The sequence below is a fragment of the Pseudomonas khavaziana genome (assembly GCF_036704165.1).
Lineage (GTDB): Bacteria > Pseudomonadota > Gammaproteobacteria > Pseudomonadales > Pseudomonadaceae > Aquipseudomonas > Aquipseudomonas khavaziana.
Map to the genome: position 1 here is coordinate 1031340 of NZ_CP129946.1, position 23232 is coordinate 1054571.

The window sequence follows — 23232 nt, forward strand, 5'->3', positions numbered from 1 at the left end:
TCAAAACACCCTAGTCGCCCAGCGCCTCGCCTTCGCGCCGAGGGTCGGCGCCGCCGCTCAGCGACACCTTGCCCTGGCCATCCCTTGTGCGCACGATGGCCTGCACGCCGCTGGTCATCTCGATTTCGCTGAGGGCATGACCTTTGTCCTTGAGTGCCTGTTTCAGCGCGGGGCTGAACAGACCAGTTTCCAACTCCGTGGCCCCGTTGCGGCTGCCGAAATTTGGCAGGCTGATGGCTGCTTGGGGATCAAGTTTCCAGTCGAGCATGGCTACCAGGGATTTGCTCACGTATTCGATGATCTGCGAACCGCCTGGTGAACCGACGGTAGCGAGCAGCTCACCCGTCTGGCGGTCGAACACCAAGGTCGGCGCCATGGCTGAGCGCGGGCGCTTGCCGGGTTGCACGCGGTTGGCTACAGGCTGGCCGTTTTCTTCGGGAATGAACGAGAAGTCGGTCATCTGGTTGTTGAGCAAAAAGCCCTGCACCATCACATGGGAACCGAACGCCGCTTCCACCGTGGTGGTCATCGACACCGCTCCGCCCTGATCGTCCACCGCCACCACTTGCGAGGTGGAGATGCGCAGCGGCGAGCGGTCTGGCGCATAGGCCACCTGCACGCCAGCGGGTTGGCCGGGCTTGGCCACGCCCATGCTGCGTTCACCGATCAGCGCGGCGCGCTGGGCCAGGTAATTGGGCGCGACGAGACCGGCAACCGGTACGGGGGTAAAGTCCGCATCGGCCACGTACAGCGCACGATCGGCAAAGGCCAGGCGCCCGGCCTCGGCAATCAAATGTATCGCTTCGGGTGTCGGCTCAAGCCCGGCTGGCGAGGCACTCTTGATCGGTGTCATCGGTGCGATAGCCAAGCGAGGGTCGCGGGTTTCCAGTGCCTGCAAAGTCCCAAGGATCTGCGCCACGGCAATCCCGCCCGAGGAAGGCGGCGGCATGCCGCAGACCTTCCACTGTTTGTAGTCGGTACACAACGGTGCGCGTTCCTTGGCGCTGTAGCTCTTGAGGTCGGCCACGGACAAGCTGCCGGCATTGCGATTGCCCTGCACCTTGCGTGCAATCTCATCGGCAATCGGCCCATGGTACAGCGCGTCCGGCCCTTCCTTGGCGATGCGCTTGAACACCGCGGCCAGCGCTGGATTTTTCAGCAGCGTGCCGGTGGCTTTTGGCGAGCCGTCGGCATTCAGGAAGTACGCCGCCATTTCCGGCGATTGTGCGATAAAGCGGTCAGCCGCGATCAAGCTGTGCAAGCGCGGGGAGATGGCGAAGCCTTGCTCCGACAGGCGGATCGCCGGCTCGAACAGCTTGGCCCATTGCAGGTGGCCGCTCTTTTTGTGCGCCATCTCAAGCGCGCGCAATACCCCCGGCGTGCCCACCGAGCGCCCGCCAATCTGTGCATCGGTGAAGGCCATCTGCGTGCCGTCGGCGTTCAGGAACAGGCGCTCGGTCGCACCCGCCGGCGCGGTTTCGCGGCCGTCGTAGGCATGTACCTTTTGCCCATCCCACAGCATGATGAACGCACCGCCACCGATGCCGGAAGACTGCGGTTCCACCAGGGTCAGCACCGCCTGCATGGCAATCGCCGCATCGATGGCCGAGCCGCCCTGGCGCAACATCTCACGCCCGGCTTCGGCGGCCAGCGGGTTGGCGGCGGCGGCCATGTGGCGTTCGGCGTGGCGGGTGCTCAGGTCGGTGCGATAGCCCGACCCCAGCTCCGGAGCCGGTGGTAGTTCGGTGACGGCAGTGTGGCAGGCCGCAAGGGCCAGGGCTGTCGCGATGACCGTCAGGTGGCGGCGGGAAATCAAAAACACGCGCTGAACTCCGTTCATTTTGAGAAGGGTCTGTTGTCCTTGGGGAACTGCTTTTTACAGATAAATCGTGCCTTGCATATACAGCACGGCCTTACCGGAAATAATCACGCGCTCACCCTTAAGTTCACAACGCAACTGGCCCTTGCGCTGGCCGCCTTGCTCGGCGGTCAACTGAGATTTACCCAGGCGCTCGGCCCAGAACGGTGCCAACGAGGTGTGCGCCGAGCCGGTGACCGGGTCTTCATTGACCCCCACGTTCGGCCCGAACCAGCGCGAGACAAAGTCAAACCGAGTGCTTTTGGCGGTAACTGTAATCCCTCGTTTCGGCAGGCCCTTGAGACGCGCGAAATCCGGCGTGAGCGCCGCCACCTGCGCTTCATCTTCCACCAGCACGATGTAGTCATCGGTGCCAAACACCTCGGCATTTTCAATTCCCAACGCACTTAACATCCCGCTCGGCGGCTCGCAGCGCTCAGGCTGTTTGGCCGGGAAATCCATCGCCAATTCATCGCCATTGCGTGTCACCCGTAACTCGCCGCTGCGGGTGGCAAAACGAAGCACTTCGGGTGCATCGGCCAGCTTATGGATCAATACCCATGCCGCCGCCAACGTGGCATGGCCGCACAGGTCCACCTCGACTTCGGGAGTGAGCCAGCGCAACTCATAGAAGTCGCCACGGGGTACGAAGAATGCGGTTTCGGAGAGGTTATTTTCCGCAGCGATATTCTGCAGTTGCTCGTCGGGCAGCCATTCGGTGAGCGGGCACACCGCCGCTGGGTTGCCGCCGAAGGGGTGTTGGCTGAAGGCGTCGACCTGGTAGATATCCAGTTTCACCGTGAGGCACTCCGTGTGTGAAGAGAGGCTGGACACTAACAGTGGGGTGGGGGAGCGTCAAAATACAGTTGGGGAGTTTTTTTGCACGCATAAAAAAACGGCCTACCTTTCGGTAAGCCGTTTTTAGTACTTGGTGGCTACACAGGGACTTGAACCCCGGACCCCAGCATTATGAATGCTATGCTCTAACCAACTGAGCTATGTAGCCAAGTGGCGCGCATTATTCGCCTGGAACGGCAATGCGTCAAGCCTTTTTGTCGAAATTTTTTCTACGCTTTCAACTGTTTATCGGAAAGTGCTGCTTTGGGCGACGGGCGGCAGGGGGATGTACGCCTCTCATGCGTCAACCCGATCCTTTCTAGATGCAGGCTTGATCATCAGAGTGTGGGGCGGGGAGTAGAGCGTGATCGCCGCGACAAGAGCGGATGGTTTTGGATCGGGCGGCACTTGCGAACGATTTCCATCGTGCCACGCCAAAAGATGTTGGGCAGATATCCCTGTCGCCCAACGCTTGACCGGTTAAATCAGATTACTGATGCATTGTATTGTGAGTGACCCGCTTGAGTTGCTCACGTGCCCGAGACAGGCGCGAGCGAACGGTGCCGATAGGTATATCCAAAACATCGGCAGTGTCTTGATAGCTGCCGTCGGTCTCCAGCGAGGCGTATAAGGTTTTACGCATCTCTGCTGGTAAGTGATCAATAGCGCTGAGGGTGTTTTCCAGGCGCCGGTTGATCTCAAATTCCCAGTCCAGGCTGTTGTGTTCTTCCTGCCCGTGCCACAGCGACTCATCGAACTCGCAATGCGCGGGCTTGGCATACAGGCGTCGAAAGTGATTGCGGATCAGGTTCTGTGCAATGCCGCACATCCAGGTGCTGAGCGTTGCGGTGCCACTGAAACGCTCGCGATTGCGCCAGGCTTCCAGGTAGGTCAATTGTAGAAGGTCATCCGCATCCTCCGGGTTGAGCACGCGTTTGTGAATGAAGCGACGGAGTTTTTTCTGTTGGTCGTCTGTCAGGTGAAGCATGAATTGAGGCGAGCTGCCAACGAGGTGCACTAAAGCTTCAATAGGGCTATTCATGATTATTTCCTTGGAGTAGACGCTGTCGAAAAGGTGTATCGACGGCAACCCCTATTGCACTGGCTATGCCAAGGAGGTCAGCTCTATAAAGCACTGATTTATATAAATAAATATCTAGAAACGCTGTCATGTTGTGCCGTGATTGGCAATGAGCAGTGAAAGGCTGCGCAAATCCTTTCAAATTCGTTGTGGGATCCAAAGGGATGGAACTGTTTGAGCTGCCCTTGCCACCTAGGGAAACACTCTTTCTGTTCAGGTTTGTCCATGATCGAACCCTCTTCCGGTGCGCAAAAGGTCCAACAACAGGACCCACCTGCTATCACCCAGCCCCCTAAACAAGAGCCCGTCAGTGGCGTGGATGTACTCGCTCACCTGTTCAACGAGGAAGTGGCGAACAACAGTCAAGCACTGAGTCAGCGCAAGTTGAGCGTACGCGTGGCTCCGATCGAACAGATGACGGAGCTGTATCGTCAGTTGGGGCACCCCGCCAAGAGGGGCCTGGCAATCATGTGTTTGCTGACCAGGGAGGCGTTGCGCCAGGGTGCTGACGTTAATGAGTTGTTGGCGCTTTCCGAGGGCGACCCCGCGCGCGCGTTCGTGGTGCTCGAGTATGTGGCGGCCCAGGCTGATAAGGAGGCTCGCCCCTCCGAAGCGACCTTGGCACGTGATGCTATTGCCAAGCTGCAGGTCAGTTTCAAAGGGGAGATTCAGGCCGGCCTGAACATCGCCCTGGCAATGCAAGCGGCCAGTACCGACCCGCAAGAGCGCCAGGCGCTGCGTACGCTCTACTACGCCAGTGTGGTTACGCGACAATCCTTGGCAACAATGATGCAGGCGTTGCTGGGTGTATACGGTGGCGAACGGTTTGCCGACGGGCTCAAGGTGATGCGAAAAGCCTTGGCAGACGACATCGCGGCCACAGTGTCGTCAATGCCGACACCTCTATTGCGCAGCTTGTTACTGGGCTTGCAGAGCTGCGGGCAGTTGGGCGGGGTGCTGGCGGGTTGTCAAGCGCTGGTCCAGCGCCTGGGTATCAGTCTCGACGCGACGAGCCTGCTGCAGCGCCTATTGAATTTCGCCGGCATCGGCATCACGGCGGCTGAAATTCTGCAGGTCGGCGATGAACTGGCCGGTGGTACTGACGCCCGGAAGCTGGTGTCGCTCAATGCGCTTTATCCCTTGGTCCAGCAAATGCCATTGGCGGTATGGACCGATAAACGAGTACGTGAGGAGGCCCTGCGTATTTTCCTGGCGGTGATGGGAGAGCTGGATCGGGTTACACGTGGACCTGCAGGTTTGCCGATTGAGCTGAGGGCGCTGCCGTGACAGCGCTTTCGGTCATCAACCGCGTTTTGCTCAAGGTGGCGCAGCGCGCCGAAGTATTGGGCGCCGTGGTGGTGATGGCCATTGTTTTCATCTTTATCGTGCCGCTGCCCACCTGGCTGGTAGATATTCTGATCGCGCTTAATATCTGCATCTCGTGCCTGCTGATCGTGTTGGCGCTTTACCTGCCGGGGCCGCTGGCATTCTCGTCGTTCCCGTCGATTTTGCTGTTGACCACTATGTTTCGTCTGGCGCTATCGATTGCGACCACGCGCTTGATCCTGCTGGAGCAGGACGCCGGTGACATCGTCGAGGCGTTCGGTAATTTTGTGGTCGGCGGCAATCTGGCCGTGGGTATGGTGATCTTTCTGATCCTGACCCTGGTCAACTTCCTGGTGATCACCAAGGGTTCCGAGCGGGTGGCCGAAGTGGCGGCGCGTTTCAGCCTGGATGCGATGCCCGGCAAGCAGATGTCCATCGACAGCGATCTGCGTGCGGGCCTGATTGATGGCGTACAGGCGCGGGACAAGCGCGAGCAGTTGTCCCGTGAGAGTCAATTGTTTGGAGCCATGGACGGTGCCATGAAGTTCGTCAAGGGTGATGCCATCGCCGGACTGATTATCGTCGTGGTCAACCTGTTGGGAGGCTTCTCTACGGGCATGTTCCAGCACGGCTTGAGCGCTGCCGATTCAATGGCGCTGTATTCGGTACTGACCATCGGCGATGGCCTGATTGCGCAGATTCCGGCACTGCTGATTTCCCTCACCGCCGGCATGATCATCACCCGTGTGGCACCGGACGGGCGCAAGGGCATCAGCAACATGGGCGCCGAAATTGCCCGGCAAATGACCAGCGAGCCCAAGAGCTGGGTGATCGCCTCGGTGGGGATGCTTGCATTTGCCGCGGTACCCGGCATGCCTACAGGGGTGTTTATTCTCATAGCCTTGATAACCGGCAGCTTGGGGTACTACCTGATTCGCCAGCGTCAACGGCAGGAGCAACCCAAAGCTGAAGTCGCCGAAGCGGTGCGTCCCGAAGAAAACGGCCGTGAGGATCTGCGCGGGTTCGACCCGTCGAGGCCGTACTTGCTGCAGTTTTCTCCGGTCCTGCGGGGCACCCCCGAAGTGACGGATCTTATTCATTCGATTCGCCAGGCCCGCAATGCGATGGTCGCCAACATTGGCCTGACACTTCCACCGTTCGAGGTTGAGCTCGATGACTCTCTGGCCGATGACGAAATGCGCTTTTGCGTACATGAGGTGCCGATGGTCAAGGCGTCGGTTGTCAACCATGTAGCGGTTGAGCGCAAAGCGCTGACGGTTGAGCCGGAGCACGGCATCCCTGGGCTTGCGGAGCGCGATGAGCAGGATTGGATCTGGCTGGCACCGGATGACCCGCTGCTCGATGACCCGCAATTGGAGCGCTTCACCGCAGCGAGTCTGATCGTTGAGCGCATGAAGCAGGCCATGATGTTCAGCGGGCCGCAGTTTTTGGGGGTTCAGGAAAGCAAGTCGATCCTCAGCTGGCTGGAGCACAACCAGCCGGAGTTGGTGCAGGAGCTGCAGCGGATCATGCCACTGTCACGCTTTTCGGCGGTGCTGCAACGCCTGGCCAGCGAAGGCGTACCGTTGCGGGCGGTGCGGCTGATTGTCGAGTCGCTGATCGAGTACGGTCAGCATGAACGTGAGCCGGACGCGCTGGCCGACTACGCGCGCATTGCGCTTAAAGCACAGATCTACCACCAGTACAGCGAAGCCGACGGTCTGCATGCCTGGTTGCTGTCGCCGCAGACCGAAAACATCCTGCGTGAAGCGCTACGCCAAACCCAGACCGGGGTGTTCTTCGCCCTCGATGAAAACCATAGCGCAGCGTTGGTCGGGCTGCTCAATCAAGCCTTTTCCGTGCGCCCGAAAGTCAAGAGCGTCATGCTGGTGGCGCAGGATTTGCGCAGCCCTCTGCGTACTTTGTTGGTGGAAGAATTCAACCACGTGCCGGTGCTGTCCTTTAGCGAGCTGAGCAGCGTTTCCAAGGTCAAGGTGCTGGGACGCTTCGACCTTGGCCAGGACGAACTGGTGCGTGGTGCGGCGGCATGAGGGATTGGTCATGTCCGGAACGGAGGGTTAGATGATGTTCGAGCTGCGGGTGCTTGATGGGCACCATCAGGGCGCTGCGCTGCCCTTGTTTGGCGAGCAATGGAGCATCGGCGCCAGCGCCGATGCTGACTTGGTGCTGACCGATCCAGGCATCGCAGAGCAGCATGCGCGGCTGCGGCTCATCGAATCGAACTGGTCGGTGCAGGCCGAGGCGGGATTGTTGCAGGATGGCAGTGGCCAGACGTTGGCACAGATTGCACACCTGGCACTGAATGTCACGTTTTCGGTGGGGCCCGTGCGGCTGTGTGTCACCTCGGCCGATGAACCCTGGCCCCAGCCCACAGATCCTGCCCCTTCGATGTCACCACAGGTCAACGAGACGGCGCGGGAGCTTAAGTTATCGACCATCACGCAATCGCAGCAGAAGCGCCTGATCAGCCTGGTGCTGGTGATCACGATCATCTTCATCGTAGTAGGCATGGCGTCCACTGGGGAGCCAGAAGCCCAGGCTTCCTTGATGCCGCCCGTGGTGCAAAAACCTGAGCTGGCCTCACCGTTCGAGGTTCGCCAGCAGTTGTTGAAGATGCTCAACGAACGGGAGTTGAGCCAGCGGGTCAGCTTGGAATTGATCAATGGGCAAGTCGCGCTCAGCGGGGATGTGTCACAGGATGACGTGGATCTGGTTGCGCGCATGCTCAGCCGTTTTGGCGAGCAGTTCGACAGCGAGGTGCCGGTGATCAGCCGTGTGCGCGCGCGTGATGGAACCCTGCCGTTCAAGATTGTGCAGATCGTGGGCGGGCCCAATGGCCACGTGGTGCTGGAGGAGGGCAGCAGGCTTTTTGTCGGGGATGAAGTGGAAGGCTTGCGCCTGGTGCTGATCGACAACAGCAAAGTGGTTTTCGATGGCAAACAGCGTTATGAGGTGCGCTGGTGAACACCGAACTGCAAGCGCGTCTCGACGTTTGGCAGCAGCGCCAGGCCCAGTCATTGGCCACCTTCGCGCCCGTGACGATGCGGGGCCGAATCCAGCGCGTGAATGGCATGTTGCTGCAGTGTCGACTACCTCAGGCGCGCATCGGTGATTTGTGCCAGGTCGAGAAAAAGCCGGGCGACTACATGCTGGCCGAGATCATCGGTTTCGACCAACAGGATGCGGTGCTCAGTGCCCTGGGCAACCTGGAGGGCGTGCGGGTGGGCGCCGGCGTGGAGCGCCTGGGGGTGTCGCATCGGGTGCAGGTCAGCGAGGCATTGCTGGGCCAGGTGCTGGATGGTTTTGGGCGGCCGATTACGGGAGATGGCCCTAGTGCGTTTGTCGAGGCTGACCTGCCGGACACCAGCGCGGTTTTGTGTGAAGCGCCGTTGCCCACTGAGCGCCCCAGGATCAACCGCGCCCTGCCCACTGGCGTGCGTTCCATCGATGGCCTGATGACGCTCGGAGAAGGCCAGCGCGTGGGGCTGTTCGCTGGTGCGGGGTGCGGCAAGACCACGTTGTTGGCCGAGATCGCCCGTAACGTGGACTGCGATGTCATCGTGTTCGGCCTGATCGGCGAGCGGGGCCGGGAGTTGCGTGAGTTTCTCGATCATGAGCTCGACGAGCAACTGCGCGCCAAGGCGGTACTGGTGTGCGCCACCTCCGACCGCTCCAGCATGGAGCGGGCACGTGCAGCCTTTACGGCCACCGCATTGGCTGAAGGCTTTCGGCGCAAGGGAAAACGGGTATTGCTGCTGATTGATTCCCTGACCCGTTTCGCCCGTGCCCAACGCGAAATCGGCCTGGCCGCAGGCGAACCTCTAGGCCGCGGTGGCCTGCCGCCTTCGGTGTACAGCCTGTTGCCGCGGCTTGTAGAGCGCGCTGGTTTGACCCGTGAGGGTGTGATCACTGCAATCTATACCGTACTGATCGAGCAAGACTCCATGAACGACCCGGTGGCCGATGAAGTTCGCTCGCTGCTCGACGGCCATATCGTGCTGTCTCGCAAGTTGGCGGAGCGTGGGCACTACCCGGCGGTGGATGTGCTGGCGAGCTTGTCGAGGATCCTGAGCAACGTCGCCGAACCTGCGGATATCCAGGCGGGTACGGCATTGCGACGCCTGTTGTCGGCCTATCAGCAGATCGAATTGATGCTCAAGCTGGGGGAATACCAGCCGGGCAGCGATGCCTTGACTGACCTGGCCGTTGATAGTCGCCAGGCGGTCGATAACTTCCTGCGCCAGGACTTACGCGAGCCCTCGCCGATGATGGCGACGCTGGACCAACTCAAGGAGCTGACCACCCATGTCCCTTTCTGATGGCCTGCTCGGTGAAGTCGAGACGCTGCGACGCCTGCGCCGGCACCGGGCGGATCGAGCCGAGCGTGCCTTGCGTGAGGCGAAGCGGGCCCAGCAGGCCCTGCTTGAACATATCCGGCAGGCCCAGGATGCCCTGGAGCAAACGCGGCAGGAAGAGGCCCTGCAAAGTGCCCGGTTGCTTAGCCAGCATCAGGGCCAGGTCCTGACCCTGCAGGCGCTGAAATCCTGGGGAACACAGGAGCGTTCGTTGTCTGCCAGCACTCGACGCGAAATGAAGCAGTTGGAGGCGTTGAAGGGGCGGCAGGAAGAAAAGCAGACCCGCATCGGCAGCGCCCAGAAACAGGTTACCGAATGCCTACGGCAGGTGGAAAAGCTTCAGGAGTTATCCCTTTTACTAGCGCAGGAGCCGACATGAAACAGGTTTCCGATAGGCCCGCTGAGCGTCCACGCCTGCGTGAAGCACGAGAGGACCTTGAGTGGGGAAAAGCTGGCGTGGTGCCCGCGGAATTGACGAGGTTATTCGCCCAGTTGTGGTCTGATGACGGTGACGGCTCAGGTGCGAACGCATCGCTGTCTGGAACAAAGGGGTTGGACAGTGTTGCCATGATCCAGGTGCTCGCCGAACAGTTGGCGCCTCGTATTCAAGCTGTCTCACAGTGGCCGCTTCAGGCAGTGTTGTACCTGCCTCGCCTGGGGCGGATCAACGCCCGCGTTTGCCGCGAGCAGGGCGCCTGGAGCATTGGCCTGGAAGCGCAAGAGGAGGCGACGGCGCGCTGGCTCAGCGACGTGCGGCAACCTTGTGAGGACCGGCTCGCAGTGCAGCTGGGTCAGCCGGTCAGCCTGCACCTGTCCACTGTCGGCCACGCATGATTATGCCGCTGCTGAGCTTGCCTTCGATCAAGAGCGACACGGTTGCCGCGCGTCACCGGCTGGGGCGTGGCCTTTGCCTGCCGTTTCAGGTGGCCCAGCAGCGTGGAGAGTTACGGCTTGAACCCGGCCATACTCCGACGACGGGCAATGCGGTGTGCTTTGAAACCGCGTGCGGCGTGCTTGCGTTTGCCGATGCGGCACCGTTGCTCAGCCTGTTGGGTGAGTGCCCGGTGACGTTGGCTCCTGCCGGTAACGATCCGGACTCCTGGTTCTGGGCGCTGTTCCAGCATCACCTGAGCCCTCAGGTGAAAGCGCTGCTGGGCTACGTGCGGTTGCTTGAGGCCCCACGACCCAAATCGTTTGGTTGTCGACTCACCGTGGCCCTGGAGGCGTCCCGGGTCGAGGGTTATATGTGGCTGACCCCCGAGAGCTTCCTGGCATTGTGCGACGCCGGGCCATGGCGTGCCACGGCCGGGCCGCTGCCAGCGTCTTTTCCACTGGCCATTGCGGTAGTCCTTGGGCGCGTGCAGTTACCGATCGAGCAAGCTCGTAGCCTGCGGCCCGGTGATGTGCTGGTGCTTGAGCAGACTTTCTTTTGCGCCCAAGGCAATGGCTTCCTGCAGGTGGGCACCCGACGACTGCACGGGTGCATTGACGATGACAGCGGGCCGTTGTGCCTGACCCTTACTTCAATCGAGGACGCGTCTGTGGACGAAACATTTATAGCCCCCCATTACTCTGGGGATGAGGAGGACGAGCCCGTGGTGGATGTATTCGGTCACGAGCCGTTCGATGAGCTGAGCATGGCGCTGAACGTGCGCTGCGGTACGCTGAACCTGAGCCTGGGCGAGTTGCGCAACCTGGTGCCCGGTGCGGTGTTGGGCATTGCCGGTTATGCCCCGGGCATGGCCGGGCTTTATTACGGCGACCGGCCGATCGGCCAGGGGCAGTTGGTGGAAGTCGACGGGCGTCTGGGCTTGCAGTTGTCCCGTGTGATGTTCGGACGATGATACTCCAAGGGTTGGACCCCTTGGTCCTGGCGGTATTTCTGGCGGCATTATCGTTGATGCCGATGCTGTTGATCGTCTGCACTGCGTTCCTCAAAATCGTGATTGTGCTGATGATCACCCGTAACGCCATCGGCGTGCAGCAGGTGCCGCCGGGTATGGCCGTCAATGGCATCGCTTTGGCAGCCACGCTGTTTATCATGGCCCCAGTGGGGTATGAGATCGCCGAGAACGTCAAAGCCTCGCCTCTGGACTTGAGCAATGTGCAAACGCTCCTGGATACAGGCAATGAGGCGATCAAACCGTTGCGTGCCTTCATGGTGCGCAATATCGATCCGGATGTGCTTACGCACCTGCTGGAAAACACCGCGCGTCTGTGGCCGGCGAAAATGGCGCAGGAGGTGCAGCGCGAAGACCTGATCCTGCTGATCCCTGCATTTGTGCTGTCGCAACTGCAGGCGGGATTCGAGATCGGCTTTCTGATCTACATTCCCTTTATCGTCATCGATCTTATCGTCTCCAACCTGCTGTTGGCGCTGGGAATGCAAATGGTCTCGCCGATGACGATCTCGCTGCCGCTCAAACTGCTGTTGTTCGTGATGGTGTCCGGCTGGTCGCGTCTGCTCGACAGCTTGTTCCTTTCCTATCTCTGAGAGGCTTATGGAACCCATCGTGTTATTCAAGCAGGGCATGTTGCTGGTGGTCGTATTGTCGGCGCCGCCGTTGATCGTTGCGGTGGTGGTCGGCGTGCTGACGTCTTTGGTGCAGGCATTGATGCAGGTGCAGGACCAAACGCTGCCCTTTGGCATCAAGCTGGTGGCGGTGGGGGTCACGCTGATCATGACTGGCCGTTGGATTGGCGTTGAGTTGATCCAGTTGATTAACCTGACTTTCGACATGATCGGCCGTTCGGCCCTGAATTGAGGCGCTGCCGTGCTGCTTTATCTCGAATATCTACCTAGCCTGATTATCGGCATGGCGCGCATCTACCCCTGTGGCATCCTGGTGGCGGCTTTCTGTTTTCAGCACATACGGGGCATGCTGCGACATACCCTGGTGATGGTCCTGGCGCTCATGCCGGCGCCGGGTATCCATGCCGCGTTGGCAGGTCAGGACTATTCAGTAATGATGTTGGGTGCGCTGATGTTCAAGGAGGTGGCCCTCGGCATTTTACTGGGGGTGCTGCTGGCAATGCCGTTCTGGATGTTCGAGTCGGTGGGCGCGCTGCTGGACAACCAACGCGGCGCCTTGGCGGGGGGCCAGCTCAACCCATCGCTGGGGCCGGATGCGACGCCAATCGGGCACTTGTTCAAGCAACTGGCGATCTTCCTGCTGATGGTCAGTCTTGGGTTGGGGACGCTGACCCAGGTCATCTGGGACAGTTATCATATCTGGCCACCTACTGTGTGGTTTCCACTGCCCGCAGCCAATGGCATGCATGTGTTTGTCGGCGTGCTTGGCGATACCTTCACACACATGCTGCTCTATGCCGCACCCTTTATCGCGGTGTTGCTGTTGTTGGAGTTCGGTATCGCGCTGCTCGGGGTTTATAGCCAGCAGTTACAAGTCAGTACCCTGGCGCCACCGGTCAAATGTCTAGCGGGCCTGGGTATTCTGCTGCTGTACTTTGAGCTGCTGCAGAACCTTGTCGTCGGACGCCTGGGGCTGCTGGGCGACCTCAAACATTCACTGGGGCTGTTGATCACGGTCGCTAATCCATGAGTGATTCCGGCGAAAAAAAGCATCCGGCTTCCGCCAAGAAACTGCGAGACCAACGCAAGAAAGGTCAGGTCGCGCAAAGTCAGGATGTCGCAAAACTAATGGGGCTCACGGCCATCAGCGAGATTGCCTTGGCCACTGCCGAAACCAGCTTGCAGCGCTTCCAGCAATTGATGCTGATGCCGATATCGCGCCTGGACCAGCCTTTTATGCAAGCGTTGCAGGAGGTGCTGTTTGAAGGGGTGGTGGTGTTTTTCTTATTCGCTTTGCTGATGGCCGGGGTAGCGATAGCCGCCAAGCTGATCAGCAGTTGGATGCAGTTCGGGATGCTGTTTGCACCAGAGATGCTGAAGCTGGATTTCAATCGTCTCAACCCGATCAGCCAAATCAAGCAAATGTTCTCGGCCCAGCAGTTGATGAACCTGCTGATGAGCGTGCTGAAAGCCTGCCTGATCGCGTTGATTTTGTATGTGGTGATCCAACCCTCATTGGGCACGCTGATCACTCTGGCCACCAGTGATCTGCAAAGTTACATTCTTGCGCTGATCGCGCTGTTCCGCCACCTGCTGCATGTGTGTCTAGGCATGCTGCTGGTACTGGCACTCATCGACTTGGCCATGGTGAAGCACTTTTTCGCCAAGCGCATGCGCATGACCCAAGTAGAGGTCGTCAAAGAGTACAAGGACATGGAAGGCGACCCCCATGTCAAAGGCCAGCGGCGCTCCTTGGCCTACCAACTGGCGCAGGAAGAACCGAAGGTCAAGCTGCCCAAGCTGGAGGAGTCCGACATGCTGGTTGTCAACCCGACACACTTTGCCGTGGCCCTGTATTACCGCCCTGGCAAGACGCCGCTGCCAATGCTGGTGAGCAAAGGCACGGACGACGAAGCGCGCAAATTGATCCACCGCGCCAAGGTGGCCGATGTGCCGGTGATCCAGTGTGTATGGCTGGCCCGCACGCTCTACACGAAAAAACTGGGGGCCAGCATCCCTCGTGAAACTTTGCAGGCTGTGGCTCTGATCTACCGTACCCTGCGTGAGCTGGATGACGACGCCAAGCGCGAAACCCTGGAGTTGCCAGAGCTTGAGCAGCGTTGATCAGCGGCTTGGAGGCGAGTCCAGGGCTTGCAGACCGGCCAGCGACAGCATCCGGCTGAGGATTCTGTCGAGTTCACTGTTGTTTGCCGGCATGGCGTGCCAGATCACCAGAGCGCTCTGGGCATTGAGGTAGACAAAACAGCCGTCAAATACCAACGCCTGCTCGAAGCGTCGTTCCAATATGCGCCGCAGCTGCCCGGCCTGCACGGCTTCGCGAGTCACTTGCAGGGCCACTCCCGGCCGGTTTCCCGCCTGCAATGCGCAGATCTTGATCCCGGGCGCGAGGGACAGCTGAGCGGCAAAGCCGCTCGCCAGGTTGTCCAGAAATGCCTGTCGTGTATCGTCGGGCATAGGTTGATGCCTCACCGTTCCAGCGATACTGTCTGGTAGTCCGCCCGCTCGCCGGCAGGGCCGGGCTCGACGCGCATCTGCGGCGGCCACCAGATCACCATCTTGTCTTTGCTCGATTGCGGGCGTGAGCACGAGTCGCCTTTGCAGGTGGGCGTGCACCCGGTGATGAGCACCGCTGCGCCGATCAGGGTCATGCACAAGAGTTTGAGTTTCATGGCTTAGCCTTTTTATCAGAAGTGATCAACGACGGACGTGGCACACTGAGGTGTTCATCTTTCACCACGGGACGCATGGCGATAAATACCTCGGCCTCTTCACCCGGCTTGAGCCAGGAGCGCGGCCACACGGTGACTGCCAGAGTCTGTGAGTTGCTGCATTCCTTTTCATCAATTCGCACATTTCGGTTGAACTGGTTGCGCAGCACCACGACTGCCACGTTGTACTCCGGGCCGGCGAACCACTGGCTGCGTTCGGTATTCAATGCCAGCAAGTCACGGGTGCTGCACAAGGTGTTGAGCCCCAGCGGCATCGGCGCCGCTTTGAAGGCCTTGGGCACTTCCCCGGTGACGAGGCGTGCCAGAGTGCCGATTATCTCGCTGCGCTTGATCACCGGCGCGTGAGGGTCATAGCGCCTGGCCAGTGGCGTGAGCGCAGCTTGCAATTCAGCCTGGTCGGCTTGCGGCAAATAGCGCGACGGGTCGTCCTGGTCGCCGATGACCCGTGGCGTGAGAATGAATAAGCGTTCACGCCTATTGTTCTGGCGTTCGGTCGAAGAAAACAGCGCTTTGCCCAACAGCGGAATATTCCCCAGCAGAGGAATCTTGCTTTGCTTGTCGGTATTGGTCGTGACATGGAAACCGCCGACGACCAGCGAACGCTTTTCTTGCATCACGGCTTGGGTGCTGACCTTGCCCCGCCGTACATCAAGGTGGTTCGGATCGGGGTTGCTCTCGTCGAAATTACCGTCTTCTATATCCACCGCCAGATGGATTTGGTGGACGCCGCGGCTGGTGGTGACCCTGGGCACGACTTGAAAGCTGGTGCCCACGGTGACCGGCAGGATGGTGGCGTATTCGCTGCCGGGCGTCAGGTACTGGGTGCGATTGAAGTCGATCACCGCTGGTTGGTTTTCCAGGGTCAGCACCGAAGGGTTTGAGACCATGGTCGCCAGCCCCTTGGCTTCCAGCGCACGGATATCGGCGCTGAAACGGTCACGGTCTCGAATCGACACCTGTGACGAGGTGCCGGGTGCCATGTTGACGCCACCCCGGAAGCGACTGTTCTGAAAGCCCCACCTCACCCCGAATTCGTGCAGTTGCGTGCGCTCGATATCGAGAATGATCGCATCGATTTCGATCAGTTTGCGCGCGACGTCAAGTTGGGTAATCAACTCACGGTACATGGCTTGGCGTTCCGGCAGGTCATAGATCAGCACCGCGTTATTACGCACATCGGCTTCGACGCGTATCCGGCTGCGGGATACCGGGGCACGTGAAGTCAGCGTCGGGCCTGTGTCCAATTGTCCTGGATTGCCATTGGCTCCGAGCATTTGGCCCAGCAGCGGATTACCCAACCGGGGTACGTTTGGCATGAGTGGAGCCGGTTGGGCGGCAGGGCGTTGGTTCAGTGCAGAGAGCGAGGAAGTGGAGCGCGGTTCCAGCAGCTGCTGCAGAATGGTGGCGACGCCGGGGACGGTGAGCTTCTCGCCGCGATAATCCATATGGCGGTCCGCCGCATTGGCAAATCTCAACGGATAGCTCAGCACGCTCTGTTTTTCATCCGGCGAGCGGCGTTGGCTGCTGAACAGCTTGATCTGTTCGATATAGCGCTTGGGGCCGGAGACCAGTACAACACCGTCTTCCGGCAACTCGCCCCAGCCGAAACGGCTGTCGAGCAGGCCAATGTCGGTGAGGGCCTTTTTGAGGTCGGCGATTGTCTCCGACGAGACTTCCAGGCGCGCGGACTCCTGCTGGTCCAGCGTGCTGATGAACAGGGTGTTGTTGTAGAGGTACCACTGAAAACGGTGCTCAACGCCCAGCCTGTCCAGCATGGATTGCGGAGTATTCGCGCGGATCTTGCCATTGACGTCGCCTTCCAGCAGGCCCTCGATTTGCAGTTGCGTGCCAAAGGTCTGGGCGAAGTCTTCGAGTACGTCACGTAAAGGTTTATGTTCGGCTTCATAGGCGTAGGCGGTGTTTTTCCACTCGGGGGGGATTGCGGCTTGGGCGTATCCTCCGGCGATCAGCAACCAGGAAAGCAAGATCAAACCGTACAAGTGGCATCGTTTGTTTGAAAGGCCAGGCGAGGTGAGGCGCAAGCTGTTGAGCCTGTGGGTCTTGTTATACATTGAGCGTTCTCTGGTCAATACGGGATCGTACGCAACGACGTGGGAGTGAAATTTTTTGAAGCCGACAGGCGAGAAATCACGGCTCGCCAAGTATCACGTTGGTTAAGCAGCGCTTCCAGACAATGTTCCAACGGCACTTGCTCCAGCTTTTTGTGAAGGCATTGAATCAGCCAGAGAGTGCCGTGTGTATCCATGGAAAGTGTACCTTCGAAGTAAGTCAGGCTTGATCCTCCCAGCCGCATCCACATTTGAAGTTGTGAGGACGAAGGTGACGGGTGGAGTTGGACCTTCACCAGCAGGCAGTGGTTATGACGCTGCAGAACAATGTTGTCGTGGTTTTCAGACAAGGTGACTTTTTCGTCACCGCTGCGCAACCATTTAGTCAGTATTTGCCGCACTTAAGGCACACTTTCGATAGTTGCTTTTATCATAAGGTGGTTAATGCGAAGAGATTCATTGAGCGCCATTTTGGCGTAAAATATGTCTCCCGTAATTTGCTTGAAGAATCGCGCATCCTCAAATGTCCCTTCAAGATTTTTTTTGCCGTGTGTGTAGTTTTTTTTAACTCTTTCAACATTACTGAAAAGCGGGTCAGATAAGTCGGTGAAAAAATACATAATGGTCTCCTGTTGTGTATTTTTTTGTGGCTTTTTGTTGCAAAATGGTTCCATTGATACGAGCAATTTAAAGAGCAGCACGCGCTGTCTTCATGGCGTTTTAGTTCTATTAAAAAAATTATCAAGCATTGAATTCCAGCTAATGACAAAATCGCCCTCATCGGTTTTCAAAACCAGCGTTTGGAGCGTGATCATTTCGTCCGGCTGCAGCTTCCACACAGTGGATGTACTTTTGGAGAGATATTGCTCAATTTCGTCAATTTCAAATGGGTGACAGAAGAGGGTTGCCTTAACTTCATGGACTTGGCTTACGAGCAATTGTTTGATCAGTGCTGCGAGACGTTTCGGGTGAGGCGTTTCTTCGAGCAGGCTACGAAGCACCTCGTTCGTAACGGACGTCGCGTAGTGTTCAATACTTTGGCACATTACCAAACGGTCACGCTCCCAACGTCCGAGTTGGGCATCGGCGCGTTTCCACACCTCAAGCGCTGCCTGCTCCAGCAACGCTTCACTCTTCATTTTTGCTTGATGTAACAGCTCTTTTGACCGTGTGTTTGCGCGATTCACTAAGTCTTGCGCTTGAGTGAAGTCTGAAAGCGTTTCTCGTGGAATTAGAGTTTGCGCTACGCCAGGTGCGCTTTTGTGTAACTCGATTCTATGCTTGCACAGCACTGTCATTTCTCCATGCTTCTTGACCAGGGCCCGCGTTATCGCTTGCAATGGTTCGCCATACAGCGGCTTGGCAGAGGGTGTCCAATTGACTGTGCCGGCTCTCGGCATTAATCGCTTTTTCTTCTATTTCCCATACTTGCTCGCAGGGAAAGCGCAACCGGAGGCGTTGCCACGTTAGAGGTTCCACCCATGAACGTACTGATCGCAGCGGATTATCTTCAGGCACTCGTACTCCTTGGAACAATGTTCGGGCTAAGCGCATACACCACGAGTAATCGCTTTGACTCAATTGAACTGCCCTGGCAGGGTTGAGGACGCTATGAATCAGTGCGAGCATCAGATTGAGATGCTCGGTAGAAGCAAGGGCAATTTGAAGCACGGTAGAGTGGGGTCGCGGAGGCAGGCATGGTGTAATGCCGTTAATAGAGGCTGCTGCCAGACCTTTTGTGCGATAAAGTGCATTGATCACAGGGTCGGACCTCCAATCGGCATGCGAATATTTCCAGGGGTATGCCCACCATCGGACCCATGCCAGTTGCTCACTCGTCGAATGCGCGGGATTAGGCAACATGGGACGGGGTGATTGAGTGTTCATCGGTAGACAGTTTCTGCATTTGCTGTTTTTGCCGGATGAGCAACAATACGGCGGCCACCACCGATAGCACTAAACCGATCACTGAAAATGTGAGGCTTGCACGCCAAAAGCCAAGGTCGTCGCCGGGGATGAGAAATGGGCCGAAATACACCAAGTTCTGTCTTTCTTGATAGGCCGCGGCAGGTACGAATATAACCGTAAGCTTTTGCGGATTATCAGTCACCGTAGTCATGCCAGGAATACTGCTGGACACCATTCTGCGAACACGTGAGAGGATGTTGTCAGGGTCAAGTCGAGGGTCGTGCTTTATGAATACTGAAGCCGAAGCGGGTTGGACTGGCTCTCCTGGCGCGATGCGCTCGGGTAGCACTACGTGAACCCGGGCAATAATGACCCCGTCAATATTCGACAGGGTTGCTTCCAGTTCCTGGGACAATGCGTAGATATATCGGGCACGCTCTTCGAGCGGCGTTGAAATGACCCCTTCTTTTCGAAAGGTATCTCCCATAGTGGTGCGGGATACCTTGGGAAGGCCGGCAGCCTCTAAGGTGCGTACCGCGCGACCAATGTCGGTGGCATTGAGCACAATCACCACGCCGTCTTTCGCGGGAACTTTTTGCGCGCGAATATGTTTGTCGGCAAGCTCCGCGATAACTTCATTGGCCTCTTGCTCGGATAGTTGACGGTGTAATTCAACACGGTCGCTGCACCCGACTAATATAACGCTCAGAGATAAAGCAAAAGCGATAGAGAGGAGATGGCTCATATTTATCTACTGAAGATTGCAAATTTTATCAATGCATTGAGCGGTCTTGCCAAGGCTCTTGACCAAGACATGGGATGTCAATAGCGTGTTTGAGAGTTGAGCCGTGTATTTGTGTACGGCGTCGATGCTATTATTTTTACCGAGCGCCTTCAGGTTTTTGGATAGTTCATCGGTCGATTTGTTGAGGTGTTCTGATGCCTGCGCCAGCATGCTGGTGGCGGTTGCTCCACGAGACGTATCAGCCGAGAAGGCCGGTCTATCTAGTAGGAAGGAAAAAAAATTGATATCGGCGGTAGGTGCTGATTCAGGCCGCGAGTCATGAAATGACCGTGAGCGTTTTTGCTCGGAGGGGAGTATTTCTTCCAGCAACATGTGAGGTTTCCAGAGACTATGAGTAGTGAGAAAAATGGCCAAGTATTTTTCAAAAAACCTCCCTGATCAATGGATCAGGGAGGTTTTTTTTAGTTGTAGGAGTTTATGACAGCTTTGTCCCACGATGCCATTTTACCCTCTAACGTTTCTACCATGCTTTCCGTATGCTCTGCTTCAGTCTTTTGTTTGATATGCTCCCGTAACATTTCGTAATGTCCACTAAAAGGATTTTGTGAAGTTGCCGAAGTAGGGCCAGCCATATTAGTTCTCCAGTTAAATTTTGTAAATGTCACTTGGGTGGCTAGTGCTTTGATATCACTTCCATTTTGGAAGTATTCGGTTTTAAAAAAAGCCCCAACCGCCATATGTGTGGTCGCCGAGGCGGAATGGTTCATTTGTTGCAGGGGGTGAGTGTTTCAAAGTATGTCAATTGTGTGATTGAATACTTGTTTTCGCTGTAGCTTAAGTTGTTTCATTCTGTAATAAAGCGTGCGTCGGCCGATGTTCAAGTCGACCGCTACGCGATCAATGTTATGGTTATGGCGCGATAGTGACTCTTCAATCAGTGCTTTCTCAATTTGCTGCAAGCGTGCTTTCAAATTCGTCTGGCTATCAATCTGGTTTCCTGGGGGAGTTGAAAGCGGCGTCAAACCCAATACGAACCGTTTGGCCGTCGAACGCAACTCGCGAACATTGCCCCGCCAAGAGTGGCATAACAGTTGTTGCAGCAATTCGTCAGACGGCAGCGGCGCAGCGCAGTTGAACTGGTCAGCTTCCTCACGGACCATTATCAGGAACAATGGAATGATTAGTTCGCGTCGGTTCCGTAGTGCCTGAAGCTGGATGTTGACAACATTCAGGCGAAAGTACAGGTCGCGCCTGAAGGTGCCTTGTTCCACCATCTCATACAACGACTGCTGGGCCGATGCTATGACGCGCATGTCCACCGGGATAAAGCGGGTCGAACCCAGGCGCTCCACGCCGCGTGATTCCAGAACGCGCAGCAATTTGGCTTGAAGGCTCAGCGGCATGCTGTCGATCTCGTCCAAATACAGCGTGCCCAGGTGCGCGGCCTCTACAAAACCGGCCCGCGATTGCATCGCGCCGGTATAAGCGCCGCTGTTGACGCCGAACAGCTGGCTTTCCGCGAGGCTCTCCGGGATAGCCGCACAGTTTACGGCGACAAAGTTACCCCGTCGGCCGGAGAGATGATGAATGCGCTGCGCCAAGGTATCCTTGCCAGTGCCGGTTTCCCCCAACAACAGGATGTCGATATTGAGCGTAGCAGTGCTGCTCAACATGCTCTCAATAGCTGGATCGTCAATCAGGGAGGTCTGCGCCTCATTTTCCATGTTGTCGAACGCCGACATCGAATGATTACTCCATAATCAACATTGGGATACGGTTTGCAGGCTTGCTCCAGTGAATCGAATTTTATAAGTATTTTCACTTGCCGTTGTTGTCGTTGTTTGTCCAGACTGCGTAGGATAAGTTGGATTGTTAGTTGGTATTTGCGCTGGATAAATAATTGGATAGGAATGATCTGAAGTCGCTCGAGTTTTAGCTGAGGTTGAGTTTGAAAATTGATAAACAGTCACCCACAAAAAAGCCGATGCACTGCATCGGCTTTTATTTACGGTATAAACTGCAGATAAAACTTACACGTTAAAGCGGAAGTGCATCACGTCGCCATCTTTCACGATGTATTCCTTACCTTCCAAGCGCCACTTACCCGCTTCCTTGGTCCCGGCCTCACCCTTGTACTGAATGAAATCGTTATAAGCGATCACCTCAGCACGGATAAAGCCTTTCTCAAAGTCTGTGTGAATCACGCCGGCGGCTTGTGGTGCAGTAGCACCCACCTTGACGGTCCAGGCGCGGACTTCTTCGACACCGGCGGTGAAGTAAGTCTGCAGGTTGAGCATCTCGTAGCCGGCACGGATCACGCGGTTCAGGCCAGGCTCTTCCAGGCCCAGGGCCTCGAGGAACATGTCCTTTTCTTCGCCGTCATCGAGCTCGGCGATTTCCGCTTCGATCTTGTTGCACACCGGAACGACGATGGCACCTTCTTCCTCGGCGATGGCCTTGACCACGTCGAGCAGCGGGTTGTTCTCGAAGCCGTCTTCGGCGACGTTGGCGATGTACATCACCGGCTTGGTGGTCAGCAGGTGGAAGCCCTTGATCACAGCTTTCTCGTCAGTGCCCATGGTCTTCATCAGGCTGCGTGCCGGCTTGCCTTCGGTGAAGTGAGCGATCAACTGCTCAAGCAAGCCCTTCTGGACCACGGCGTCCTTGTCACCACCCTTGGCGTTGCGTGCGACTTTCTGCAGTTGCTTCTCGCAGCTGTCGAGGTCGGCGAAGATCAGTTCCAGATCGATGATCTCGATGTCGCGTTTCGGGTCGACGCTGTTGGAGACGTGGATCACGTTCTCGTCTTCAAAGCAGCGGACCACGTGGGCGATGGCGTCGGTTTCACGGATGTTGGCCAGGAACTTGTTGCCCAGACCTTCGCCTTTCGAGGCACCGGCGACCAGGCCAGCGATGTCGACGAATTCCATGGTGGTCGGCAGGATGCGCTTGGGGTTGACGATTGCCGCCAAAGCTTCCAGGCGTGGGTCCGGCATCGGCACGATACCGCTGTTGGGTTCGATGGTGCAGAAGGGGAAGTTCTCTGCCGCAATACCGGACTTGGTCAGGGCGTTGAACAGGGTGGATTTGCCGACGTTGGGCAGGCCGACGATGCCGCAATTGAATCCCATGGTGTTTCCCCTCGGGTAAGAGTCAGGCCTTCTGGCTGTGCAGGTTTTTCATCGCGCGGTTCCATTCACCGGCGAAGATATCCGGCAGCACGCCGAGGGCAAAATCGATGCTGGCATCGAGTTTTTCCTGTTCGGCGCGTGGCGCACGACCCAGGACGAAATTTGAAACCATACTGGCAACGCCTGGGTGGCCAATGCCGAGCCGCAGACGGTAAAAAGTATTCTGATTGCCCAACTGCGCGATGATGTCGCGCAGGCCATTGTGCCCGCCATGCCCGCCGCCTTGCTTGAGCTTTGCAACCCCGGGTGGCAGGTCCAGTTCGTCATGGGCCACCAGGATTTCTTCGGGTTTGATCCGGAAGAAGCCCGCAAGCGCCGCGACAGCCTGGCCGCTGCGGTTCATGTAGGTGGTGGGAATCAGTAGACGAACATCCTGACCCTGATGCGAGAAGCGCCCGGTCAGGCCGAAATATTTGCGATCGGCCACAAGATTGACACCTTGGGCGTGGGCGATGCGCTCAACAAAAAGGGCCCCTGCGTTATGCCGGGTCTGTTCGTATTCGGCGCCTGGATTTCCCAGGCCAACGATCAGTTTGATGGCAGTCACGACAGGGGCCC

26 protein-coding genes and 1 tRNA gene are annotated in these 23232 nt (G+C 57.6%); 11 read left to right on the plus strand and 16 right to left on the minus strand.

Going from position 1 to position 23232, the window contains the following annotated elements:
* Window positions 1-10: 10 nt before the first annotated feature.
* The 4 genes from ggt to QYQ93_RS04465 all read right to left on the minus strand — a co-directional run bounded on the left by ggt (window position 11) and on the right by QYQ93_RS04465 (window position 3737).
* On the minus strand, window positions 11-1840 hold the full coding sequence (gene ggt, locus QYQ93_RS04450; protein ID WP_043050846.1) for a gamma-glutamyltransferase: 1830 nt from the start codon (window positions 1838-1840) through the stop codon (window positions 11-13).
* Window positions 1841-1876: 36 nt separating this feature from the next.
* Entirely contained in the window at window positions 1877-2656 is a 780-nt protein-coding gene (locus QYQ93_RS04455; RefSeq protein ID WP_338476422.1) for a PhzF family phenazine biosynthesis protein, read from the minus strand.
* A 131-nt stretch (window positions 2657-2787) separates the two neighbouring features.
* Window positions 2788-2864, minus strand: a tRNA-Met gene (locus tag QYQ93_RS04460).
* A gap of 321 nt (window positions 2865-3185) precedes the next feature.
* A complete protein-coding gene (locus tag QYQ93_RS04465) occupies window positions 3186-3737 on the minus strand; it encodes an RNA polymerase sigma factor (protein ID WP_124421671.1) in 552 nt (183 codons plus the stop codon).
* 264 nt (window positions 3738-4001) lie between these two features.
* On the opposite strand from QYQ93_RS04465, the gene sctW reads away from it, so the two are divergent.
* The 11 genes from sctW to sctU all read left to right on the plus strand — a co-directional run bounded on the left by sctW (window position 4002) and on the right by sctU (window position 14135).
* Window positions 4002-5063, plus strand: coding sequence for a type III secretion system gatekeeper subunit SctW (gene sctW / locus QYQ93_RS04470; RefSeq protein ID WP_338476423.1), 1062 nt, complete (start codon window positions 4002-4004; stop codon window positions 5061-5063).
* Window positions 5060-7153, plus strand: coding sequence for a type III secretion system export apparatus subunit SctV (sctV, locus tag QYQ93_RS04475; RefSeq protein WP_043049208.1), 2094 nt, complete (start codon window positions 5060-5062; stop codon window positions 7151-7153). Before sctW ends, sctV begins: the two co-directional genes overlap by 4 nt.
* Before the next feature lie 34 nt (window positions 7154-7187).
* A complete protein-coding gene (locus QYQ93_RS04480) occupies window positions 7188-8087 on the plus strand; it encodes an FHA domain-containing protein (RefSeq protein ID WP_043049321.1) in 900 nt (299 codons plus the stop codon).
* Complete coding sequence (locus tag QYQ93_RS04485; RefSeq protein ID WP_043049211.1) at window positions 8084-9442, plus strand: FliI/YscN family ATPase; 1359 nt, start codon at window positions 8084-8086, stop codon at window positions 9440-9442. Before QYQ93_RS04480 ends, QYQ93_RS04485 begins: the two co-directional genes overlap by 4 nt.
* Entirely contained in the window at window positions 9429-9857 is a 429-nt protein-coding gene (gene sctO / locus QYQ93_RS04490; protein WP_043049212.1) for a type III secretion system stalk subunit SctO, read from the plus strand. The genes QYQ93_RS04485 and sctO overlap by 14 nt, the downstream gene beginning before the upstream one ends.
* A gap of 173 nt (window positions 9858-10030) precedes the next feature.
* A complete protein-coding gene (locus QYQ93_RS04495) occupies window positions 10031-10312 on the plus strand; it encodes a type III secretion system HrpP C-terminal domain-containing protein (protein WP_338476424.1) in 282 nt (93 codons plus the stop codon).
* A complete protein-coding gene (locus QYQ93_RS04500) occupies window positions 10309-11322 on the plus strand; it encodes a FliM/FliN family flagellar motor switch protein (protein ID WP_043049216.1) in 1014 nt (337 codons plus the stop codon). The genes QYQ93_RS04495 and QYQ93_RS04500 overlap by 4 nt, the downstream gene beginning before the upstream one ends.
* Window positions 11319-11972 (plus strand): type III secretion system export apparatus subunit SctR, encoded by a 654-nt coding sequence (sctR, locus tag QYQ93_RS04505; RefSeq protein WP_043049217.1) that lies wholly within the window; start codon window positions 11319-11321, stop codon window positions 11970-11972. Before QYQ93_RS04500 ends, sctR begins: the two co-directional genes overlap by 4 nt.
* Window positions 11973-11979: 7 nt before the next feature.
* Window positions 11980-12243, plus strand: a complete 264-nt coding sequence (sctS, locus tag QYQ93_RS04510) for a type III secretion system export apparatus subunit SctS (protein WP_043049218.1) — start codon at window positions 11980-11982, stop codon at window positions 12241-12243.
* A gap of 9 nt (window positions 12244-12252) precedes the next feature.
* Window positions 12253-13041 carry a type III secretion system export apparatus subunit SctT gene (gene sctT, locus QYQ93_RS04515; protein WP_338476425.1) on the plus strand — a complete coding sequence of 263 codons (789 nt, stop codon included), beginning with the start codon at window positions 12253-12255 and terminating at the stop codon, window positions 13039-13041.
* Window positions 13038-14135: a type III secretion system export apparatus subunit SctU gene (gene sctU, locus QYQ93_RS04520; RefSeq protein WP_043049221.1), complete on the plus strand. Its 1098-nt coding sequence runs from the start codon at window positions 13038-13040 to the stop codon at window positions 14133-14135. The genes sctT and sctU overlap by 4 nt, the downstream gene beginning before the upstream one ends.
* Here sctU and QYQ93_RS04525 read toward each other — a convergent pair whose 3' ends face one another.
* From QYQ93_RS04525 to pth, 12 genes are all read right to left on the minus strand, one after another.
* Window positions 14136-14486, minus strand: a complete 351-nt coding sequence (locus tag QYQ93_RS04525; RefSeq protein WP_338476426.1) for a transcriptional regulator — start codon at window positions 14484-14486, stop codon at window positions 14136-14138.
* Between the two features lie 11 nt (window positions 14487-14497).
* On the minus strand, window positions 14498-14701 hold the full coding sequence (hrpT, locus tag QYQ93_RS04530) for an HrpT family type III secretion system protein (RefSeq protein WP_338476427.1): 204 nt from the start codon (window positions 14699-14701) through the stop codon (window positions 14498-14500).
* The gene (gene sctC, locus QYQ93_RS04535; RefSeq protein WP_338476428.1) at window positions 14698-16833 is read right to left on the minus strand and encodes a type III secretion system outer membrane ring subunit SctC; all 2136 of its coding nucleotides are present in this window, start codon (window positions 16831-16833) and stop codon (window positions 14698-14700) included. The genes hrpT and sctC overlap by 4 nt, the downstream gene beginning before the upstream one ends.
* Window positions 16834-16847: 14 nt before the next feature.
* On the minus strand, window positions 16848-17231 hold the full coding sequence (locus tag QYQ93_RS04540; RefSeq protein ID WP_124421672.1) for a type III secretion protein: 384 nt from the start codon (window positions 17229-17231) through the stop codon (window positions 16848-16850).
* On the minus strand, window positions 17232-17450 hold the full coding sequence (locus QYQ93_RS04545) for a hypothetical protein (protein WP_043049230.1): 219 nt from the start codon (window positions 17448-17450) through the stop codon (window positions 17232-17234).
* 90 nt (window positions 17451-17540) lie between these two features.
* Window positions 17541-18128, minus strand: coding sequence for a type III secretion system stator protein SctL (gene sctL, locus QYQ93_RS04550; protein WP_338476429.1), 588 nt, complete (start codon window positions 18126-18128; stop codon window positions 17541-17543).
* Between the two features lie 554 nt (window positions 18129-18682).
* A complete protein-coding gene (gene sctJ / locus QYQ93_RS04555; protein ID WP_043049232.1) occupies window positions 18683-19483 on the minus strand; it encodes a type III secretion system inner membrane ring lipoprotein SctJ in 801 nt (266 codons plus the stop codon).
* Between the two features lie 6 nt (window positions 19484-19489).
* Window positions 19490-19855 carry an EscI/YscI/HrpB family type III secretion system inner rod protein gene (locus QYQ93_RS04560; protein WP_235387836.1) on the minus strand — a complete coding sequence of 122 codons (366 nt, stop codon included), beginning with the start codon at window positions 19853-19855 and terminating at the stop codon, window positions 19490-19492.
* Window positions 19856-19944: 89 nt separating this feature from the next.
* Window positions 19945-20250: a hypothetical protein gene (locus tag QYQ93_RS04565; RefSeq protein ID WP_338476430.1), complete on the minus strand. Its 306-nt coding sequence runs from the start codon at window positions 20248-20250 to the stop codon at window positions 19945-19947.
* Between the two features lie 21 nt (window positions 20251-20271).
* Entirely contained in the window at window positions 20272-21225 is a 954-nt protein-coding gene (locus QYQ93_RS04570; RefSeq protein ID WP_043049233.1) for a sigma 54-interacting transcriptional regulator, read from the minus strand.
* Between the two features lie 288 nt (window positions 21226-21513).
* Window positions 21514-22614 carry a redox-regulated ATPase YchF gene (ychF, locus tag QYQ93_RS04575; protein ID WP_043049234.1) on the minus strand — a complete coding sequence of 367 codons (1101 nt, stop codon included), beginning with the start codon at window positions 22612-22614 and terminating at the stop codon, window positions 21514-21516.
* 22 nt (window positions 22615-22636) lie between these two features.
* Entirely contained in the window at window positions 22637-23221 is a 585-nt protein-coding gene (pth, locus tag QYQ93_RS04580) for an aminoacyl-tRNA hydrolase (RefSeq protein ID WP_003208389.1), read from the minus strand.
* Window positions 23222-23232: the final 11 nt, after the last annotated feature.

Coding starts and splice junctions, on each gene's coding strand:
- ggt (WP_043050846.1), bottom strand. CDS start 1,840: ATGAACGGAGTTCAGCGCGTGTTTTTGATTTCCCGCCGCCACCTGACG.
- QYQ93_RS04465 (WP_124421671.1), bottom strand. CDS start 3,737: ATGAATAGCCCTATTGAAGCTTTAGTGCACCTCGTTGGCAGCTCGCCT.
- sctW (WP_338476423.1), top strand. CDS start 4,002: ATGATCGAACCCTCTTCCGGTGCGCAAAAGGTCCAACAACAGGACCCA.
- QYQ93_RS04480 (WP_043049321.1), top strand. CDS start 7,188: ATGTTCGAGCTGCGGGTGCTTGATGGGCACCATCAGGGCGCTGCGCTG.
- sctO (WP_043049212.1), top strand. CDS start 9,429: ATGTCCCTTTCTGATGGCCTGCTCGGTGAAGTCGAGACGCTGCGACGC.
- QYQ93_RS04500 (WP_043049216.1), top strand. CDS start 10,309: ATGATTATGCCGCTGCTGAGCTTGCCTTCGATCAAGAGCGACACGGTT.
- sctR (WP_043049217.1), top strand. CDS start 11,319: ATGATACTCCAAGGGTTGGACCCCTTGGTCCTGGCGGTATTTCTGGCG.
- sctS (WP_043049218.1), top strand. CDS start 11,980: ATGGAACCCATCGTGTTATTCAAGCAGGGCATGTTGCTGGTGGTCGTA.
- sctU (WP_043049221.1), top strand. CDS start 13,038: ATGAGTGATTCCGGCGAAAAAAAGCATCCGGCTTCCGCCAAGAAACTG.
- QYQ93_RS04525 (WP_338476426.1), bottom strand. CDS start 14,486: ATGCCCGACGATACACGACAGGCATTTCTGGACAACCTGGCGAGCGGC.
- hrpT (WP_338476427.1), bottom strand. CDS start 14,701: ATGAAACTCAAACTCTTGTGCATGACCCTGATCGGCGCAGCGGTGCTC.
- sctC (WP_338476428.1), bottom strand. CDS start 16,833: ATGTATAACAAGACCCACAGGCTCAACAGCTTGCGCCTCACCTCGCCT.
- QYQ93_RS04545 (WP_043049230.1), bottom strand. CDS start 17,450: ATGTATTTTTTCACCGACTTATCTGACCCGCTTTTCAGTAATGTTGAA.
- sctL (WP_338476429.1), bottom strand. CDS start 18,128: ATGACAGTGCTGTGCAAGCATAGAATCGAGTTACACAAAAGCGCACCT.
- sctJ (WP_043049232.1), bottom strand. CDS start 19,483: ATGAGCCATCTCCTCTCTATCGCTTTTGCTTTATCTCTGAGCGTTATA.
- QYQ93_RS04560 (WP_235387836.1), bottom strand. CDS start 19,855: ATGTTGCTGGAAGAAATACTCCCCTCCGAGCAAAAACGCTCACGGTCA.
- QYQ93_RS04565 (WP_338476430.1), bottom strand. CDS start 20,250: ATGAACCATTCCGCCTCGGCGACCACACATATGGCGGTTGGGGCTTTT.
- QYQ93_RS04570 (WP_043049233.1), bottom strand. CDS start 21,225: ATGTCGGCGTTCGACAACATGGAAAATGAGGCGCAGACCTCCCTGATT.
- ychF (WP_043049234.1), bottom strand. CDS start 22,614: ATGGGATTCAATTGCGGCATCGTCGGCCTGCCCAACGTCGGCAAATCC.